At 54.7% G+C, this 16,031-nt stretch carries 15 protein-coding genes; 5 read left to right on the top strand and 10 right to left on the bottom strand.

Annotated features, from left to right (window positions below):
- Positions 1-33: 33 nt before the first annotated feature.
- The gene (gene pheS / locus QVO51_RS08525) at positions 34-1,053 is read right to left on the bottom strand and encodes a phenylalanine--tRNA ligase subunit alpha (RefSeq protein ID WP_015559078.1); all 1,020 of its coding nucleotides are present in this window, start codon (positions 1,051-1,053) and stop codon (positions 34-36) included.
- 355 nt (positions 1,054-1,408) lie between these two features.
- On the opposite strand from pheS, the gene QVO51_RS08520 reads away from it, so the two are divergent.
- The 3 genes from QVO51_RS08520 (at position 1,409) to QVO51_RS08510 (ending at position 4,177) form a co-directional block, all read left to right on the top strand.
- Positions 1,409-1,900 carry a hypothetical protein gene (locus QVO51_RS08520; RefSeq protein ID WP_022358053.1) on the top strand — a complete coding sequence of 164 codons (492 nt, stop codon included), beginning with the start codon at positions 1,409-1,411 and terminating at the stop codon, positions 1,898-1,900.
- A gap of 29 nt (positions 1,901-1,929) precedes the next feature.
- Entirely contained in the window at positions 1,930-3,459 is a 1,530-nt protein-coding gene (locus QVO51_RS08515) for a bifunctional ADP-dependent NAD(P)H-hydrate dehydratase/NAD(P)H-hydrate epimerase (protein WP_022358052.1), read from the top strand.
- A gap of 103 nt (positions 3,460-3,562) precedes the next feature.
- Complete coding sequence (locus QVO51_RS08510) at positions 3,563-4,177, top strand: hypothetical protein (RefSeq protein ID WP_276747283.1); 615 nt, start codon at positions 3,563-3,565, stop codon at positions 4,175-4,177.
- Positions 4,178-4,218: 41 nt separating this feature from the next.
- On the opposite strand, the gene QVO51_RS08505 is transcribed toward QVO51_RS08510, so the two are convergent.
- From QVO51_RS08505 to QVO51_RS08495, 3 genes are all read right to left on the bottom strand, one after another.
- The gene (locus QVO51_RS08505) at positions 4,219-6,342 is read right to left on the bottom strand and encodes a PTS transporter subunit IIABC (protein WP_022358050.1); all 2,124 of its coding nucleotides are present in this window, start codon (positions 6,340-6,342) and stop codon (positions 4,219-4,221) included.
- 593 nt (positions 6,343-6,935) lie between these two features.
- Positions 6,936-7,409: a flavodoxin gene (locus tag QVO51_RS08500; protein WP_022358049.1), complete on the bottom strand. Its 474-nt coding sequence runs from the start codon at positions 7,407-7,409 to the stop codon at positions 6,936-6,938.
- 2 nt (positions 7,410-7,411) lie between these two features.
- The gene (locus QVO51_RS08495; protein WP_022358048.1) at positions 7,412-8,179 is read right to left on the bottom strand and encodes a carboxymuconolactone decarboxylase family protein; all 768 of its coding nucleotides are present in this window, start codon (positions 8,177-8,179) and stop codon (positions 7,412-7,414) included.
- 152 nt (positions 8,180-8,331) lie between these two features.
- Here QVO51_RS08495 and QVO51_RS08490 point away from each other — a divergent pair, with 152 nt between their 5' ends.
- The gene (locus QVO51_RS08490; protein WP_022358047.1) at positions 8,332-9,213 is read left to right on the top strand and encodes a LysR family transcriptional regulator; all 882 of its coding nucleotides are present in this window, start codon (positions 8,332-8,334) and stop codon (positions 9,211-9,213) included.
- A gap of 49 nt (positions 9,214-9,262) precedes the next feature.
- Here QVO51_RS08490 and QVO51_RS08485 read toward each other — a convergent pair whose 3' ends face one another.
- Complete coding sequence (locus QVO51_RS08485) at positions 9,263-10,543, bottom strand: aminotransferase class I/II-fold pyridoxal phosphate-dependent enzyme (RefSeq protein ID WP_015559069.1); 1,281 nt, start codon at positions 10,541-10,543, stop codon at positions 9,263-9,265.
- Positions 10,544-10,810: 267 nt separating this feature from the next.
- On the opposite strand from QVO51_RS08485, the gene QVO51_RS08480 reads away from it, so the two are divergent.
- Positions 10,811-11,161, top strand: coding sequence for a hypothetical protein (locus tag QVO51_RS08480; RefSeq protein ID WP_015559068.1), 351 nt, complete (start codon positions 10,811-10,813; stop codon positions 11,159-11,161).
- 47 nt (positions 11,162-11,208) lie between these two features.
- Here the strand turns inward: QVO51_RS08480 and QVO51_RS08475 are convergent, their stop codons facing one another.
- The 5 genes from QVO51_RS08475 to QVO51_RS08455 are packed head-to-tail and all read right to left on the bottom strand — an operon-like array spanning position 11,209 to position 16,011.
- Positions 11,209-11,838, bottom strand: coding sequence for a V-type ATP synthase subunit D (locus QVO51_RS08475; RefSeq protein WP_015559067.1), 630 nt, complete (start codon positions 11,836-11,838; stop codon positions 11,209-11,211).
- Positions 11,839-11,854: 16 nt separating this feature from the next.
- Positions 11,855-13,252 carry a V-type ATP synthase subunit B gene (locus QVO51_RS08470; RefSeq protein ID WP_015559066.1) on the bottom strand — a complete coding sequence of 466 codons (1,398 nt, stop codon included), beginning with the start codon at positions 13,250-13,252 and terminating at the stop codon, positions 11,855-11,857.
- On the bottom strand, positions 13,249-15,027 hold the full coding sequence (locus QVO51_RS08465) for a V-type ATP synthase subunit A (RefSeq protein ID WP_369677909.1): 1,779 nt from the start codon (positions 15,025-15,027) through the stop codon (positions 13,249-13,251). The genes QVO51_RS08470 and QVO51_RS08465 overlap by 4 nt, the downstream gene beginning before the upstream one ends.
- A 60-nt stretch (positions 15,028-15,087) precedes the next feature.
- A complete protein-coding gene (locus QVO51_RS08460) occupies positions 15,088-15,669 on the bottom strand; it encodes a V-type ATP synthase subunit E (RefSeq protein WP_022358045.1) in 582 nt (193 codons plus the stop codon).
- 33 nt (positions 15,670-15,702) lie between these two features.
- Entirely contained in the window at positions 15,703-16,011 is a 309-nt protein-coding gene (locus QVO51_RS08455; protein ID WP_022358044.1) for a V-type ATP synthase subunit F, read from the bottom strand.
- Positions 16,012-16,031 lie beyond the last annotated feature (20 nt).

Raw genomic sequence — 16,031 nt, 5'->3', positions numbered from 1 at the left:
GGATGCATCCTTTCATCTATAGTATCGCTGGAATCAGAACTGATCCAGGAAGCGCAGATCATTTTCGTACATCAGACGCATGTCGCTGATGTTGTACCGGCGCATAACGATCCGCTCCAGGCCCAGACCAAAGGCAAAGCCGGAGTAGATCTCGCTGTCGATGCCGCAGCCTTCCAGTACCTTGGGATGAACCATGCCGGCACCCAGCAGTTCAATATAGCCTTCACCCTTGCAGATGCGGCAGCCTTCTCCGTGACAGTTGAAGCACATGACATCCACCTCTGCACTGGGCTCAGTAAAGGGGAAGTGGTGGGGCCGCAGACGGATTTTGCAGTCGTCTCCGTACAGCCGCTTCATCAGCAGCTCCAGCGTGCCCTTCAGGTCAGCCATCGTCACGCCCTTGTCCACAACCAGTCCTTCGATCTGATGGAATAGGGGAGAGTGGGTTGCATCCACCGCATCGGACCGGTATACTCTGCCGGGAGAAATGATGCGGATGGGGGGCTTCTGGTTTTCCATCACATGCACCTGCACGGAGGAAGTCTGGGTGCGGAGCAGAATGTTGTCGGTAATGTAGAAGGTGTCCTGTGTATCCCGTGCCGGATGGTTCGGGGGCAGATTCAGCGCCTCAAAGTTGTAGTAGTCATACTCCACTTCCGGACCGTCTGCGACAGAAAAGCCCATGCCCAGGAAGATTTCCTTAACCTCGTTTGCCACAATGGTCAGAGGGTGCAGCTTGCCAACGGACTGGGGCTTGCCGGGCAGGGTAATGTCGATGGATTCGCTGCGGATTTTCATCTCCTGTTCCTGTGCCTTGAGCTTTGCCAGCTTGTCCCCGATGGCTGCTTCAATGTCGCCTCTGACCTTGTTTGCCAGCTGCCCGATCACGGGACGTTCCTCAGCGGACAGACCGCCCATCTGCTTGAGGATGCCGGTCAGTTCCCCTTTCTTGCCCAAAAAGCGAACCCGGAGATCATCCAGTCCCTTGATGGAGCCGCAGTCAGCCAAAGCCTGCTTGGCAGCTGCTTCAATGTTTTCCAGTTGCTGTTTCATGCGATCACCTCTCCAAAAAATAAGAGTCCTGCCCGAAAGGACAAGACTCGCTTGTGAACCACCTATCAGTGCCGGGAGCCATCACTCCCTCGTCTTTAACGCAGACCTACGTCCGTGCTTACAACCAATTGGCTTCGGCACAGCCACTCGTGAGTGAACTTCAGCGCTGCTGCAAGGGAATCCGTTTTCAGCCGGTGACGGATGCTCTCTGAACCATGCGGATGCTGCGCCTACTCTCTCAGTCAGCATGTTACCTTTATTATAAACTTTTTTTTCTGAAAATGCAAGCGTTTTTCTTGAAGTTTTCAAAAAAATGTGCTAGTATAATAGTATTAAGGTTTGGAGGGTTCGTTCAATGGATACGTTTGTAGAACAGCTGGTCGTGAAGCCGATGACCCCTGCGGATCAGGCAAAAAAGTTCGGTCTGATTGCCGCAACGGGGATCCTGTGTCTGGGGTTGGCTTATCTTTCCGTTATGGTAATGCCCCTGATCCTGCTGGTGGTATGCGCAGTGGCATACGGCGGGTATTTTCTCGTTACCGGCATGAATGTGGAGTACGAATATTCCGTTACCAACGGGGAGCTGGACGTGGACAAGATCATTGCCAAGCGCAAGCGCAAGCACATGCTGACGGTGAGAATCGCAGAGTTTGAAGCCTTCGGGTTGGAATCCGAAGCGAAGTTTGACAACAACATTACCACGTTTTTGGTGGGGGACGGAGACGAGGCACATTATTATGCTGCAGATTTTCAGCATGAAGGTATGGGTCGGGTGCGGCTGGTTTTTTCTCCCAACGAGCGGATTCTGGAAGCGATCCGTCCGAGTCTGAAGCGGGGGCTCCGCTGATTCTAAATCGCATGGGGAGGCGATGAGATATGAGACTTGTGACACCACAGCAAATGAGGCGGCTCGAGGAGTTGTCTGACCAGAATGGAGTCAGCTATGCTCAGCTGATGGAGCATGCAGGTCAGCAGCTTTCCATATTTCTCCTGCGGCAGATCCGGCAGAAAAAGGGCGGAAAGATCCTGTTTCTGTGCGGAAATGGCAACAATGGGGGGGACTGCTTTGTAGCTGCCCGGCTGCTTTCTTCACAGGGAGTTCCGGTGTCAGTGGGATTGCTGTGCGGCATTCCCAAAACCATTCTGGCTTACAGCATGTACAAGCAGTTGGGGGACATTCCGGTACTCAGCAGCATTGCCCAGATCAAGGAAGCCATCGGCATAGCGGATTTCGTGGTGGACGGTGTATTTGGTACCGGCTTTCACGGTACCCTGCGCCCGGAGCAGGCGGAGCTGTTCGCCCTTGCATCCAGCCGCTTTTGCATCGGGGTGGATATTCCCAGCGGCGGCAATGCGGAGACCGGTGCAGTGGTGCCGGGAACCATGCGCTGCCGGATGACGGTATCCTTCGGAGCATGCAAATTCGGCATGGTGCAGTATCCGTTGAAAACCTACTGCGGGGAGATCCTGGTGGCAGATATCGGCATTCCGGAGTCTGCATATCAGCAGATCGATTATCCGATGGCAGGGATCACGGAGCGGATGATCGCCAATTTTCTGCCCTCCCGCCAGCCGGATTCCCATAAGGGACAGTTTGGCAAGCTGCTTTGCATCACCGGCAGTGAGCGCATGCCCGGAGCGGCGGTGATGAGTGCGGCGGCGGCATTACGATGCGGAGTCGGGCTGATGCGGCTTGCAACTCCCAGATCGGTGATCGCTGCCATGTGTGCCCGGTACCCGGAGCCTATGTACCTGCCCATGCAGACGGATGAGAAGGGCTTTGCGTTGTCTGCAAACGGGGATATGCTGCTGGAGGAGATGGCGAAATCCACTGCCGTGCTCATCGGCTGCGGTCTTGGGGAAACGGAGGAAACCAAAGCGCTGGTGACCCGGATCCTACAAGAAGCCACCTGTCCGGTAATTCTGGACGCAGACGGTATAAATTGTGTGACAGGCTGCATAGATATAATCAAGGAAGTGAAAGTACCCCTGATCCTGACTCCCCACCCGGCAGAAATGGCAAGGCTGCTGCACTGCACAGTGGCTGCGGTGCAGTCGGATCGCATGGAGCAGGCGGGATCCTTTGCACGGGAGCATGGGGTCACGTTGATGCTGAAGGGAGCCGGAACCATTGTAGCCACGCCGGAGGGTGCTTTTGTCAACAGCACAGGCAATTCCGGCATGAGCAAGGGAGGCAGCGGAGATGTGCTGGCAGGCATGCTGGCATCCCTTGTGGCACAGGGGATTCCCCCCACCAATGCAGCCTGCATGGCAGTCTTTCTGCACGGCAAGGCAGGGGACTGTGCAGCAGAGCATCTGTCCGAGCAGGCGATGCTGCCAACGGATCTGATCGGGGAGCTGCCCGGTTTGTTTTTGAAGCTGGAGCAGCGTCGGCATTCGGATTGAGCCAATGCAAAGGAAGTCAAAAGCGGTTTTTCAGTTCGGCTGCCGCTGCCGGAAAGCGGTACAGCATGGTGCCGCTTTTTTGCGCCCTGCGGAACGGAGTTGTATGATGAAAAAGTTGCTTTTATGCGGAATCACCGCCCTTTGTATGACAAGCACTGCCTGTGGGATCGGCGGATGCGAAAGCGGTAAGGTTCAGGTGGATCTGCGTCAGCCCTTTGTGGTGGATGCCAAAGTGACGGTGGATCAGACCCAAGCGGAGGCATCTCTTTCTCGGTATGGGGATCAGGCGTGGGATGTGACCTTCTCCCAGCCGGATTCTCTGGCGGGAGTCCAGCTTGCGTTTCTGGACGGACAGGTGACAGCATCCTACAAGGGGCTGAGCTTCTCCGTGCCCCAGTCTGCCATGCCGGTAAAATCCATGCTCACTATCTTCATTGACCTGGTGGGCGAGCTGGACGGCAAGACAGAGCTGGATTGCGTAAAGGAAGGGGACACCTGTGTGGTGGAAGGCTCTGTGGAGCAGGGAAGCTATACCCTGACCCTGGATCAGAAGGGGATCCCTCTGAAGTTCGAGATGCCCAATCAGAAGCTGGTGATGGAGCTGTCCAACTTCCGGCAGACGGATGCGCCGGATGGGACGGAGTCCGCTTCAGAGCCGGCGGTTACGGACACAACGGAGCCGGAACAGACCTCCGGAACGGAAACTGCCGCACAATAATCAACGGGCATTGCAGAACCGCCTGCAATGCCCGTATTTTCTTATGAGAGCCGGAGAAAGGCTGCGCCTGCCCGGATGATGTCATAGGCGAGTGGCTCCATTTTGTCGTAGTCCTCGCTGTTGCAGACGATCAGAGGCGTGGTCAGCTGGTAGCCTGCCTGCCGGATCTTGTCCGCATCGAAGCTCAAGAGCAGATCTCCGGTTTTGACCTGCTGTCCATCCTGCACATGGGCGGTGAAGTATTTGCCCCCCAGCTTCACCGTGTCGATGCCCACATGCAGCAGCAGCTCCGCACCCTGATCCGAGCGCATATTCACAGCGTGGCAGGTGTCGAATACCGTATCGATGACCCCATCGCAGGGGGCATACAGCTTGCCGTCCGTCGGTTCAATGGCACAGCCGTCCCCCAGCACCTTCCCGGAAAAGGCTTCATCCGGCACCTGCTCCAGAGGCACTACTTTGCCGTTCATGTGGGCATGCAGCAGTTGGCTCTGTCCGGCTTGGGATGGCTCTGGCGTGTTCGGCTCCGGGCTTGCGTCCTGGTTTGCAAGCTCTGCGGCATGTGCCGCTTGGGGGGATTCCAGAAACTCATCCAGAGCAGATTTGATGACGGATACCTGTGGGCCGTAGATCACCTGTACCCCGTTGCCCTTGCGGAGTACGCCGGATGCGCCGCTGGCTTTCAGCATGCTGTCCGATACCTTGTCCGGATCCTGCACGGTGACCCGAAGCCGGGTGGCGCAGCAGTCCAGATCCGACAGATTCTCCAGACCGCCCAGCCCGGTGAGGATCAATGCGCTGATAGTATCCTGGCTTTTGCCGCCTGCCGCCCGGGATGCTTTTTCCCGGTTCAGATCATTCCGGGTATACAGCTTGGGCGCCGCATCATCCGGCTCTCTGCCCGGCGTCCGGAGATCCAGCTTGGTGATCATCCAATAGAACACGAAATAGTATACCACAGCGTACACCAGCCCCACCGCCGGAATCCACAGCCAGTGGGTCTTCTGGTTGCCCTGCAGGATGCCGAACAGGGTCAGGTCAATGATACCGCCGGAGAAGGTCATGCCCACACCCACGTTCAGAATGTGCATCAGCATATAGGACAAGCCAGCCAACACACAGTGTACCGCATACATCGCCGGTGCCACGAACAGAAAGGTGAATTCCAACGGCTCGGTAATGCCCGTGAGCATGGAGGTCAGCGCCGCCGACAGTAGCAGACTTCCAACCAGCTTCTTCTTTTCCGGCCGGGCTGTCCGGTACATGGCGTATGCAGCCGCCGGCAGTCCGAAGATCATAAAGGGGAATTTCCCTGCCATGAACCGAGTGGCGGATACAGAGAACACCTGTGTGGATTTGGAGGCAAGTTCCGCAAAAAAGATATTCTGGGCACCGGTGACAGTCACCCCGTCAATGCGCATGGAGCCGCCCAGCTCCGTCTGCCAGAAGGGCATATAGAATACATGGTGCAGACCAAAGGGGATCAGAGCCCGTTCGATGGTGCCGTAGATCCAGGTGCCTGCGTAGCCGGAGCTGAGCACCAGATTCCCAAGCTTTGCGATGCCCGTCTGTACTACCGGCCACACAAAGAACAGGAGCACGCCCACTGCCAGGTAGGTAACGGCGGAAATGATTGGCACGAACCGGGTGCCTCCGAAAAAGGACAGCACCTGCGGAAGGCGGATTTTATAAAACCGGTTGTGGAGTGCGGCGACTCCAAGTCCTACCAGAATGCCGCCGAATACGCCGGTTTGCAGGGTGGTGATGCCCAGCACAGAGGCGGTGGAATTGGCAGCCATCGCCTCCACGCCCCCTTTTGCATGGATCAGAGCGCTGATGGCGGTGTTCATTACCAGAAAGCCGATGGCGCCGGACAATGCGGCAACCTCTTTTTCCTTCTTCGCCATGCCGATGGCGACCCCCATCGCAAACAGCAGCGCCAGGTTGTCAAACACCGCACTGCCGGTTTTGCTCATAATATCCAGCAGCGTATACAGAACGCCGCCTTCGGTGATGACGTTCTGCAAGTGATAGGTTTCGATGGTGGTGGGATTGGTAAAGGAACTGCCGATTCCAAGCAGCAGGCCTGCAATGGGCAGCAGGGCAATGGGCAGCATAAAGGAGCGCCCCACCCGCTGTAATACGCCGAATATCTTATCTTTCATTTGGCATGACTCCTCCGTTCCGGTATGCATGTTCTGGCAGTAGTATGTGCGGATCCTGCCGGATTATGCAAAGGACGTTCGGAAGGGCTGCATGCTGTGTACATGTGTGTACAGGTGTGTACATTGGCTTTTCTGAAAATGTACACACCCTCTAGCCCCAGTTTTTCGGGATTTTTCCGGGTTTTCAACATAAGGTGTGTACATTGTGTACATGGGGGTAGGGGGGGTGGAAACCCAACCCCGTTTCAGATCGATCCAGGAACATACGTTCTGTTTTGTCTATGAGAATGATTTTATATCTACTAAGCAATTCTATAAAAATAAATATTAAATTTTAACCATTAAGTGCGTATATGTTTACAAGAGATACAATCTGCGAATATACCCTTGCCCTATGTACACAATGTACACAACCCCTGTTGAAAAGTGCCACAAAGCCCTATTTTACGTGGGTTGCGGGTGTGTACATTTCCGGTTTTTCCGATGTACACAGGATGTACACGCATGTACACACCTTGATGTATTTTGGACACAAAACAGCACGCAAATCCGGCAACCTCCGGGTTTACATGCTGTGGAACGGATTCGGTTTCTCAAAGGGCATTTGCCCATGCTTCCAGCGCCTGCTTACTGGAGTGCGGAGGAAGCACCCTGCCCTCCATCAGCAATGCGCCGGGACAGGATGGAGCCAGCTCCTGGTTGGTCTTGCCCATACCGCTGCCGCCGGATGTGGCGAAGGGAATGATGGTTTTCCCCGTCCAGTCATACTGCTCCAGGAAGGTGTTGATGATGTTCGGTGCCACATACCACCAGATTGGGAAGCCGACAAATATCGTGTCATACGCCTCCGGATGCTCCAGCTTGTTTGCAATGGCGGGTCTGCATGCTTTGTTGTGACACTCCACGTTGCTGCGGCTTTGCTGATCCATCCAGTTGAGATCCGCCTTTGTATAAGGGGTTTCCGGCTGGATCTGATGCAGATCCGCTCCAATGGCGGATGCCAGCTGCTCCGCCAGTTTTGCGGTAACGCCGCTGGTGCTGAAATATGCGACCAGTGCTTTTTTCATGGTTATCCCTCCGTGTTCTCTATGCTGTTGTATTGTACGTCCTCCACCGGCTCCAGCCACTGATTAGAGCAGTTCTCGCCGGGCACTTCGATTGCCAGGTGGGAGAACCAGCTGTCCGGTGCGGCACCGTGCCAATGCTTGACGCCTGCCGGGATATTGATACAGTCGCCGGGCTGCATCATGACCGCAGGTTTGCCCCATTCCTGGCAATAGCCACGTCCTCCTACACACAGCAGGATCTGACCGCTGCCTTTGTCTGCCCGATGGATGTGCCAGTTGTTTCTGCATCCAGGCTCAAAGGTCACGTTGAAGATTCCCACTTGCGCAGTGGAGATCGGTGCCAGATAGCTTTTGCCGCTGAAATATTGGGCAAAGCCGTCGTTGGGTGCGCCGATGGGGAACAGCATGGAGGCAGCGTGGGCAGCCATGCCCTGTTCTGCCGGAGCTTCCTCCACCCATACCTCCTTCGCAAGCCGCAGCACTGCCCAGCCTTTCGGCCAGCCCACATAAAATGCCGTATGGGTGATGATAGCGGCAGCTTCTTCCTTTGTGACGCCGTTTGCTTTGGCGTTCTGTAAGTGATACACCAAAGAGGAATCCGTGATTCCGGATGCCATGAGGGCAACGAAGGTGATGATGCATCTGGTTTTCAAATCCATGTGGGGATCGTTCCAGTTTTCCCCGAACAGGATATCGTCGTTATAATGGGCAAAGCTCGGCGCAAATGTGCCCAGCTGGTCTCTGCCGGCTGTTTGTGTGATGTTCTGCATATGCATCCTTCATTCTCTGCATCTGTCAGGTTTTGCTTTTCTGACACCTATTATACGCTTCCGTTCCGCAATTGTCCAATACTTGTTTTGCATGCTCTGATATGCTTGAAAAGCATTTCTGAATGTGGTATACTGGTTTCGGGAGGTGCGGAATGGAAATCAGAGTACTGCGCTATTTTCTCACAGTTGCCCGGGAGGAGAACATCACCAAAGCGGCGGAAAAGCTGCACATTACCCAGCCCACCCTGTCCGGGCAGCTGCGGCAGTTGGAAGAAGAACTGGGAAAAACCCTGCTGAAACGGGGGAATTACAACGTCAAGCTGACGGAGGATGGCATGCTGCTGCGAAAGCGTGCGGAGGAGATCCTGGATCTGGTAAAGAAAACGGAAACGGAGCTGGCAGGGGACAATGAGGAGATCACCGGCGATGTGTATGTGGGTGCCGGAGAAACGGACGCTGTCCGGATCATTGCCCGGATCGTCCAGAAGATCCGTCAGGCGCATCCGGGCATCATCTTTCACAATATCAGTGGGGATTCCATTGACGTGATCGATAAGCTGAACAAGGGGCTGATCGATTTTGGCGTTTTGTTTGAACCGGCGGATATTTCCGGCTTTGCCCACATCAAATTTCCGGTGTATGATACTTGGGGGGTGCTGATGCGCAGGGACAGCGACCTTGCTCCACAGCCCTATATTACCGCCGACATGCTGGCGGATCGTCCCTTGATCGTGTCCCGGCAGCGGGAGGATCTGGAGGGCTTGTCTGAATGGCTGGGATTGCCGAAGGAACGGATCCGGATCTCGGCGACCTCCAATCTGATCTTTAATGGCTCTCTGCTGGTGGACGAGGGCATGGGCTATGCCATCACGCTGGATAAGCTCATCAACTGTTCGGGGGAAAGCAATCTGTGTTTCCGCCCCTTTTATCCTTTGAAGTCGGCGCAGATGTATCTGGTCTGGAAAAAGTACCAGGTCTTTTCCAAAGCAGCGGAGCGCTTTCTGGAGGATTTCAAACGGGAAACCATCCAATAAACAGCAAAGACACCCCTGCTCCACGCAAAGGTGCCTTTCGTATGCTGAATTATTCTGCCAGCAGCTTTTCCACGCTTGCCAGCTTGACACAGATGCAGAACAGCTCCATTGCCTTTGTCAGTTCTGCAACGCTGGGGTAGGTGGGAGCGATCCGGATGTTCCGATCCTCCGGATCCTTGCCGTAGGGGTAGGTTGCGCCGGCGCCGGTCAGAGTGACCCCTGCCTCCTTGCAAAGCTGTACGATCCGCTTTGCACAGCCGGGCATGGAATTGAAGGAGATGAAGTAGCCCCCCTTTGGCTCCGTCCAGTCAGCGATTCCCAGCGGACGGATGTCAGCGTTCAGCTTATTGATGACTGCCTCGAACTTGGGGCGGATGATGAGCCGGTGCTTTTCCATATGCGCCCGCAGACCTGCTGCATCATGGAAGAACCGGACATGCCGCAGCTGGTTGATCTTGTCATAACCGATGGTACGGATGGACATGGTTTTTTTCAGATCGCTCATGTTTTCCTCGCTGCCGGCGATCATAGAAATGCCGGAGCCGGGAAAGCTGACCTTTGAGGTGGATGCGAAGATGTAGGGCAGATTGGGATTGCCTGCTTCCTTGCATGCATCCATCAGATTCAGCACCTGCGGCGGATTTTCCACCAGATGGTGGATGCAGTAGGCATTATCCCAGAAGATCCGGAAGTCCGGCGCCTTTGGCTTGAGGTTTGCAAACCGGCGTACTACCTGGTCACTGTAGCAGCAGCCTGTGGGGTTTGCATACTGGGGGACGCACCAGATGCCCTTGATAGAACTGTCGGCGGAAACCAGCTTCTCCACCAGATCCATATCCGGGCCGTCCTCCTTCAGAGGCACGTTGATCATTTCAATGCCGAACCATTCACAGATGGAGAAATGCCGGTCATAGCCGGGAACCGGGCAGAGGAACTTTACGTCCTTCTGCTGACACCAGGGGGTATTCCCCAGAATGCCGTGTGTATAAGCGGCAGCCACCGTGTCGAACATCACGTTCAGACTGGAATTGCCGCAGATGATGATTTCCTTGTCGGAGACGCCCAGAATGTCGGCGAACATACGTTTAGCTTCCGGGATGCCATCGATCAGACCGTAGTTGCGGCAGTCAAAGCCGTTTTCAGTCTGGAGCAGATCCTTAGAAGTCAGCACATCCATCATAGGCATGGACAGATCCAGCTGTTCCGGTGCCGGCTTGCCTCTGGACATATCGAGCTTGAGGTTCTGTGCTTTGAAATCCTGATATTCTGCTTCGTATTCCTGCTTGCAAGCAGCCAATTCCGCTTTTGTACATGCTGTTAACGCTTTCATTGGATGACCTCCGGTTTTCTGATTGAATTCTGGGCGCATTCCCAGTAACCTTTGTATATTATAGCATAGTGACAGAAAAATAACAAGTAGGATTTTGACGAAAAGGGCAATTCCACACTGCGATTATTTGTGAATTGTGTCAGCATACCGAGAACAAGTGTCTTTTTGTCGAGAACAATGTATTTTTTTCTGTGCGCCTTTTCACACTTTTCCCGGCGGGGCATATTCTAAGAAAAAGCGGGTAATACCCGAAGGGGAGGAACGAGAATGGAAGGCGTTTTTATTACCGGTGTGCTTTTGCTTTGCGTGATGCTGACACTGCTGACAGTGAACGAGTTGACCCATGTGCTGTGCAAGGATCGGGAGTGCAGCGGGGCAGGGCTTGTGACCATCATCCCTTTGCGGAAGGGGGACGCCCGTGCGCAGGTGCGGATCCGGCGGCTGATCTCCCAGCTCCGGTGGACGGACGAGGCACTGGTGGGAACGATCCTGCTATTGGATGTGGATGCGGATCAAGCCCTTCTGGAGCACTGTACACAGCTTTGTGAAAGCTATGATTTCATGCGGCTGGTAAAGCTGGAACAGGCGGACGGGATGCTCCGTGAGCTGCTTACATAGCCCAGTGTTCCGGCAAAAATGCCCGCAGTGTGTGCTGCGGGCAATGTTTATGCTTCTGCCTTCTTGCGCTTCTGCACCTTGATGACCTTCATACGGGCAAATTCCTCCCGGTCCTTTTCCTCCAGGTTGTCCGTAATAAACTTCACGATGCCCTCATAACGGGGAATGAGAATGTTCCGCAGGGCATTGGCACGGCGCTGGGTCTTTTTGATGGCTGTGGCGAGCCGGTAGATGCTGTTTTCCACCTCTGCCAGAACGGTGGTGGTCTGTACCACCTTCCGGAAGGAAACGTAGGCGTGATCCAACTGGGAATTGGTGTTGAGAAATCCGTAGGGCACCAGGCTCTTGTCCTGGCTCTCCTCCAGAGTAAGCTGAGGCAGCTCCACACCCATAACGCTGTGGGATACCAGGCTGATGCCGTTTTCGATGGGCACTGCTTCGGCGATCTGGTCAATGACCCCCAGTGTGATATTGGCTTCCTGCAGGGCAGCATAGGCGGTTTTATAGGTATCCTCGATCTCACCACGCAGGGATTTTGCCTTTTCGATCAAAGACATCATTTCCCGAATGAGAATGTTGCGCTTACGATCCATCAGATCATACCCTAGCCGGCACAATCCCAGTGTTTTTTTCGCATTGATCAGATTGCCCTTTGTGGGAAAAACCTGTTCAGCCATACGCTCTCACTCCTTGTCAGCGTGTAAATCTCTTTGCATTTTCCGGATTGTACTTTTCCTTCAACAGGGCTTCGTCCACACGATCCAGCTCGCTCATAGGCAGGACGGATAGCAGATCCCAACCCAGATCCAGTGTTTCCTCGATGGTTCTGTTTTCGTCAAAGCCCTGATTGATGAAGTACTTCTCAAAGTATACGCCGAACTCCATGTACTTCTTGTCCGTGTCAGAAAGCTCCTCCTCGCCGATAACGGAAGCCAGAGACCGTGCCTCCTGCACCTTTGCATAGGAAGCGAACAGCTGGTTGGACACTGCCGCATGGTCGCTTCTGGTGAAACCCTCACCGATGCCGTCTTTCATCAGACGGGACAGGGAAGGCAGTACGGAGATCGGCGGATAAATACCGGTCTGATCCAGGTTCCGATCCAGTACGATCTGTCCCTCCGTGATGTATCCGGTCAGATCCGGCACCGGGTGGGTGATATCGTCGTTGGGCATGGTCAGAATCGGGATCTGGGTTACGCTGCCCTTTGCCCCGTTGACAATGCCTGCCCGCTCATACAGGGAAGCCAGGTCGGAGTACAGGTAGCCCGGATAGCCCTTTCTGCCAGGAATCTCGCCCTTTGAGGAGGAGAACTCCCGGAGCGCCTCTGCATAGGAGGTCATATCCGTCAGAATAACCAGAATGTGCATATTCTTTTCGTATGCCAGATACTCCGCAACGGTCAGTGCACAGCGGGGCGTCAGGATACGCTCAATGATGGGGTCGTTGGACAGGTTCAGGAACATGGCTACATTCTGAAGCACACCGCTGTCCTCAAAGCTCTTGCGGAAGTAATCCGCCACGTCGTTCTTGACGCCCATGGCAGCGAATACAACGGCAAATTTCTCTCCGCTGTCCTCTGCGATCTGTGCTTGCCGCACGATCTGCACTGCCAGCTTGTTGTGGGACAAGCCAGAACCGGAAAAGATGGGCAGCTTCTGTCCACGAATCAGGGTCATCAGGCAGTCGATGGAGGAAATACCCGTGCGGATGTAGTTTCTCGGATAGGTTCTGGCAACCGGGTTCAGCGGCTTGCCGTTGATGTCCGCAAACTTCTCCGGGAAAATATCTCCCAGTCCGTCAATGGGCTTGCCTGCACCGTTGAACACTCTGCCCAACACTTCCTCAGACAGGGGCATTTCCATAGGCCGCCCCAGAAATTTTGTTTTGGTATTCTTCAGAGAAAGCCCCTTTGTGCCCTCGAACACCTGGAGCACTGCCTTGTCACCGGAAATTTCTACCACACGACCCAGACGCTCCGTGCCGTCCTCCAGATGCAGCTCCGCAACCTCGTCATAGCTGATGCCGCTGACCTGATCCAGGACAACCAGCGGTCCGTTGATCTCATTCAATCCAAGATATTGCAGACTCATGCGATTTGTCCCTCCTCCCGTGCGGCGCTCAGCTTCTCGAACGCTGCGTCAATGTCTTTCTTGTAAACCGCAAACAGCTCCGGCTGATCGTTGGGAATGTCGTACTTGACCTTGATGACCTTCTCAAACAGACCGGTCTGCACCACTTCACTCAGGGGAACTCCTTGGGAAACCTGTGCCTGTGCCCCGTGATACAGGTGCAGGATCAGACCCATCATCAGAAACTGCTTTTTCAGAGGCACATAGGTATCATCCTTGTGGTATGCGTTTTGCTGTAGGAATCCTACACGGATGACCCGGGCAATTTCAATGATCAGTTTCTGATCGTCCGGCAGCACATCGGAGCCGATCAGCTTGACGATATCCATCAGCTTGTTTTCTTCGATCAGCAGATTGGAGATCTCCTGCCGGAAGGTCAGGAAGTCCGGATCCACCTGCTGGGTGTAGAAATCCGCCAGATCCGGCACATATTCGCTGTAGCTGGTGTTCCAGTTGATGGCAGGATAGTGTCTTGCGTAGGCAAGCGCCTTGTCCAGCGCCCAGAAGCAGCGGACGAACCGCTTGGTGTTCTGTGTTACCGGCTCGGAGAAGTCGGAACCCTGAGGGGATACAGCACCGATGATGGTGACGCTGCCCTCTCTGCCGTTCAGGGTCTCTACATAGCTTGCACGCTCATAGAACTCGGACAGACGGGAGGGGAGATATGCAGGGAAGCCTTCCTCCGCCGGCATTTCCTCCAGACGACCGGAAATTTCCCGGAGCGCCTCCGCCCAACGGGAGGTGGAATCCGCCATGATGGCGATGTGATAGCCCATATCCCGGTAGTATTCCGCCAGCGTGATGCCGGTATAGATGGAAGCCTCACGGGCGGCAACCGGCATGTTGGAGGTGTTGGCGATCAGCACGGTTCTGTCCGTCAGGGGACGGTTGGTCTTGGGGTCGATCAGTTCGGAGAATTCATCCAGAACCTGCGTCATTTCGTTGCCCCGCTCACCACAGCCGATGTATACGATGATGTCCGCATCGCACCACTTTGCCAGCTGATGCTGGGTCATGGTCTTGCCGGTACCAAATCCGCCCGGAATGGCAGCGGTGCCGCCCTTTGCAATGGGCACAATGGTGTCGATGACACGCTGACCGGTGATCAGAGGCCGGGAAATCGGCTTTCTGTCCGCAATGGGTCTGGATTGCCGGATTGGCCATTTCTGGCACAGGGTCAGTTCTTCCAGATTGCCCTTTGCATTCTTCAGCTTGCATACCACATCGTTGACATGGTAGCTGCCGTTGTCTGCCACCCATACCACTTCGCCGGACAGCAGGGGAGAGACCATGCAGTGATGCTTCACCACAGGGGTCTCCGGACAGGTGGCGTAAACATCGCCTCCCTTGAGCTGATCCCCCACCTTGACGGTCATGGTTACGTCAAAGGTACGGGTTTCGTCCAGCGCCGGAATGTTGGTGCCTTCCGCAATGAATGCGCCGGTTTTTTCTGCGATCTGCTTGAGGGGACGCTCAATGCCGTCGAAGATGTTGGAGAGGATGCCGGGACCCAGTGTGGCGCACATGGGTGCGCCGGTGGTGTAAACAGGCTCCCCCACCTTCAGACCGGTGGTGACCTCATATACCTGGATGGTGGTGAAGGATTCGGTAATGCCGATGACCTCGCCGATCAGCTTCTTTTCGCCCACATAGACCATTTCCATCATGGAAAAGTCCTTTGTATCCTTGACCTTTACAACAGGGCCGTTTACGGAAAATATCGTATTCAAATTTATCACCTCATGAAACCGAATAGAGAAGCAGTGACAAAAAGCGCCATTGCTTCTCCTGCCCGGTTATTCGCCTAAATGATAGGTTGTGCTGAACGCCTTGCGTTGTTCATCGAAGGCGGTGTCAAGCGTTTTGTCAATGATGCACTTGCTGTCCTTGGTGGTGATGCTCAGTCCGCCCAGCAGGATGGAGTCATCCTCACAGACCTGTGCGCCGGAGGTACCCTTCAGAAGATCCGCATACTGCATGTCAGCCGGAGCCAGGTAAATGACGCTGTTTGCGTCCAGCTTCACATCCCGGATCTGCTTTTGCAGATAAGCCGGGTAGGACGCACCCTGATGAAACTGCACCAGGCGCTGCCGGATGTTCTCAAAGATCTTTTCAACCAGAGCCTCCCGGTGGGAAAGCAGGGAGCAGTGATGCTCCTGCTCAGCCTGTGCGATCATACGCTTGTACTGGGCTTCTGTTTCCTTGACTGCCTTCTGGATCCGGTCATAGGAAGCCTTCAGCGCTGCATCCTTTGCAGTTGCCTTGATTTCGTCGCCCTGCTGCTGCGCCTCCTGAATCATATCAGAAATCTGTGCATCCACCTCGCCGTCTACTGAATTGACAAAGCGGTCGAGCTTTTCCTGTTGAAATTGTTCCATTTGTATCCCGTCCTTTCGGTGAACTCAGTCGCCCTAAATGGTCACGCCGATGGCGTCGGACACATACCGGGAGATGGTCTGTGTGATCTGGGATGTGCCGTGCCGGTCGGGGATCTCCACGATCAGCGGGGTCTTGCGGTTGAGCTTGATGTCGTACACAAGGGAATCGCACAGCCGCACCAGCTTTTCCGTCATCAGGATCACCCCGATGCTCCGATTCGCAAGGGCATTGCGCAAGGCATTGCGCACCTCTTCTTCCTCATGTACCACCACACCGTCGATCCCGGCAAGGCGCATTCCCATGCGGGTGTCAATGTTGTCACTGATTACATAAAACTGCATATGCTTGCGGCAGCCCGGCT

Source organism: Ruminococcus sp. CAG:379 (assembly GCF_000434255.1).
GTDB classification, from domain to species: Bacteria; Bacillota; Clostridia; order Oscillospirales; family Ruminococcaceae; genus Ruminococcus_F; species Ruminococcus_F champanellensis.
Note: the sequence above shows the minus strand (reverse complement) of the source record. Positions and strands in the feature narration are given on the sequence as shown.

Bases quoted from the DNA above. Each gene is read 5' to 3' on its own strand.
- QVO51_RS08480 (WP_015559068.1), top strand. From the start codon at position 10,811: ATGGAAGGCGTTTTTATTACCGGTGTGCTTTTGCTTTGCGTGATGCTG.
- QVO51_RS08515 (WP_022358052.1), top strand. From the start codon at position 1,930: ATGAGACTTGTGACACCACAGCAAATGAGGCGGCTCGAGGAGTTGTCT.
- QVO51_RS08490 (WP_022358047.1), top strand. From the start codon at position 8,332: ATGGAAATCAGAGTACTGCGCTATTTTCTCACAGTTGCCCGGGAGGAG.
- QVO51_RS08460 (WP_022358045.1), bottom strand. From the start codon at position 15,669: ATGGAACAATTTCAACAGGAAAAGCTCGACCGCTTTGTCAATTCAGTA.
- QVO51_RS08510 (WP_276747283.1), top strand. From the start codon at position 3,563: ATGATGAAAAAGTTGCTTTTATGCGGAATCACCGCCCTTTGTATGACA.
- QVO51_RS08485 (WP_015559069.1), bottom strand. From the start codon at position 10,543: ATGAAAGCGTTAACAGCATGTACAAAAGCGGAATTGGCTGCTTGCAAG.
- QVO51_RS08495 (WP_022358048.1), bottom strand. From the start codon at position 8,179: ATGCAGAACATCACACAAACAGCCGGCAGAGACCAGCTGGGCACATTT.
- QVO51_RS08505 (WP_022358050.1), bottom strand. From the start codon at position 6,342: ATGAAAGATAAGATATTCGGCGTATTACAGCGGGTGGGGCGCTCCTTT.
- QVO51_RS08470 (WP_015559066.1), bottom strand. From the start codon at position 13,252: ATGAGTCTGCAATATCTTGGATTGAATGAGATCAACGGACCGCTGGTT.
- QVO51_RS08475 (WP_015559067.1), bottom strand. From the start codon at position 11,838: ATGGCTGAACAGGTTTTTCCCACAAAGGGCAATCTGATCAATGCGAAA.
- QVO51_RS08520 (WP_022358053.1), top strand. From the start codon at position 1,409: ATGGATACGTTTGTAGAACAGCTGGTCGTGAAGCCGATGACCCCTGCG.
- QVO51_RS08500 (WP_022358049.1), bottom strand. From the start codon at position 7,409: ATGAAAAAAGCACTGGTCGCATATTTCAGCACCAGCGGCGTTACCGCA.
- pheS (WP_015559078.1), bottom strand. From the start codon at position 1,053: ATGAAACAGCAACTGGAAAACATTGAAGCAGCTGCCAAGCAGGCTTTG.
- QVO51_RS08455 (WP_022358044.1), bottom strand. From the start codon at position 16,011: ATGCAGTTTTATGTAATCAGTGACAACATTGACACCCGCATGGGAATG.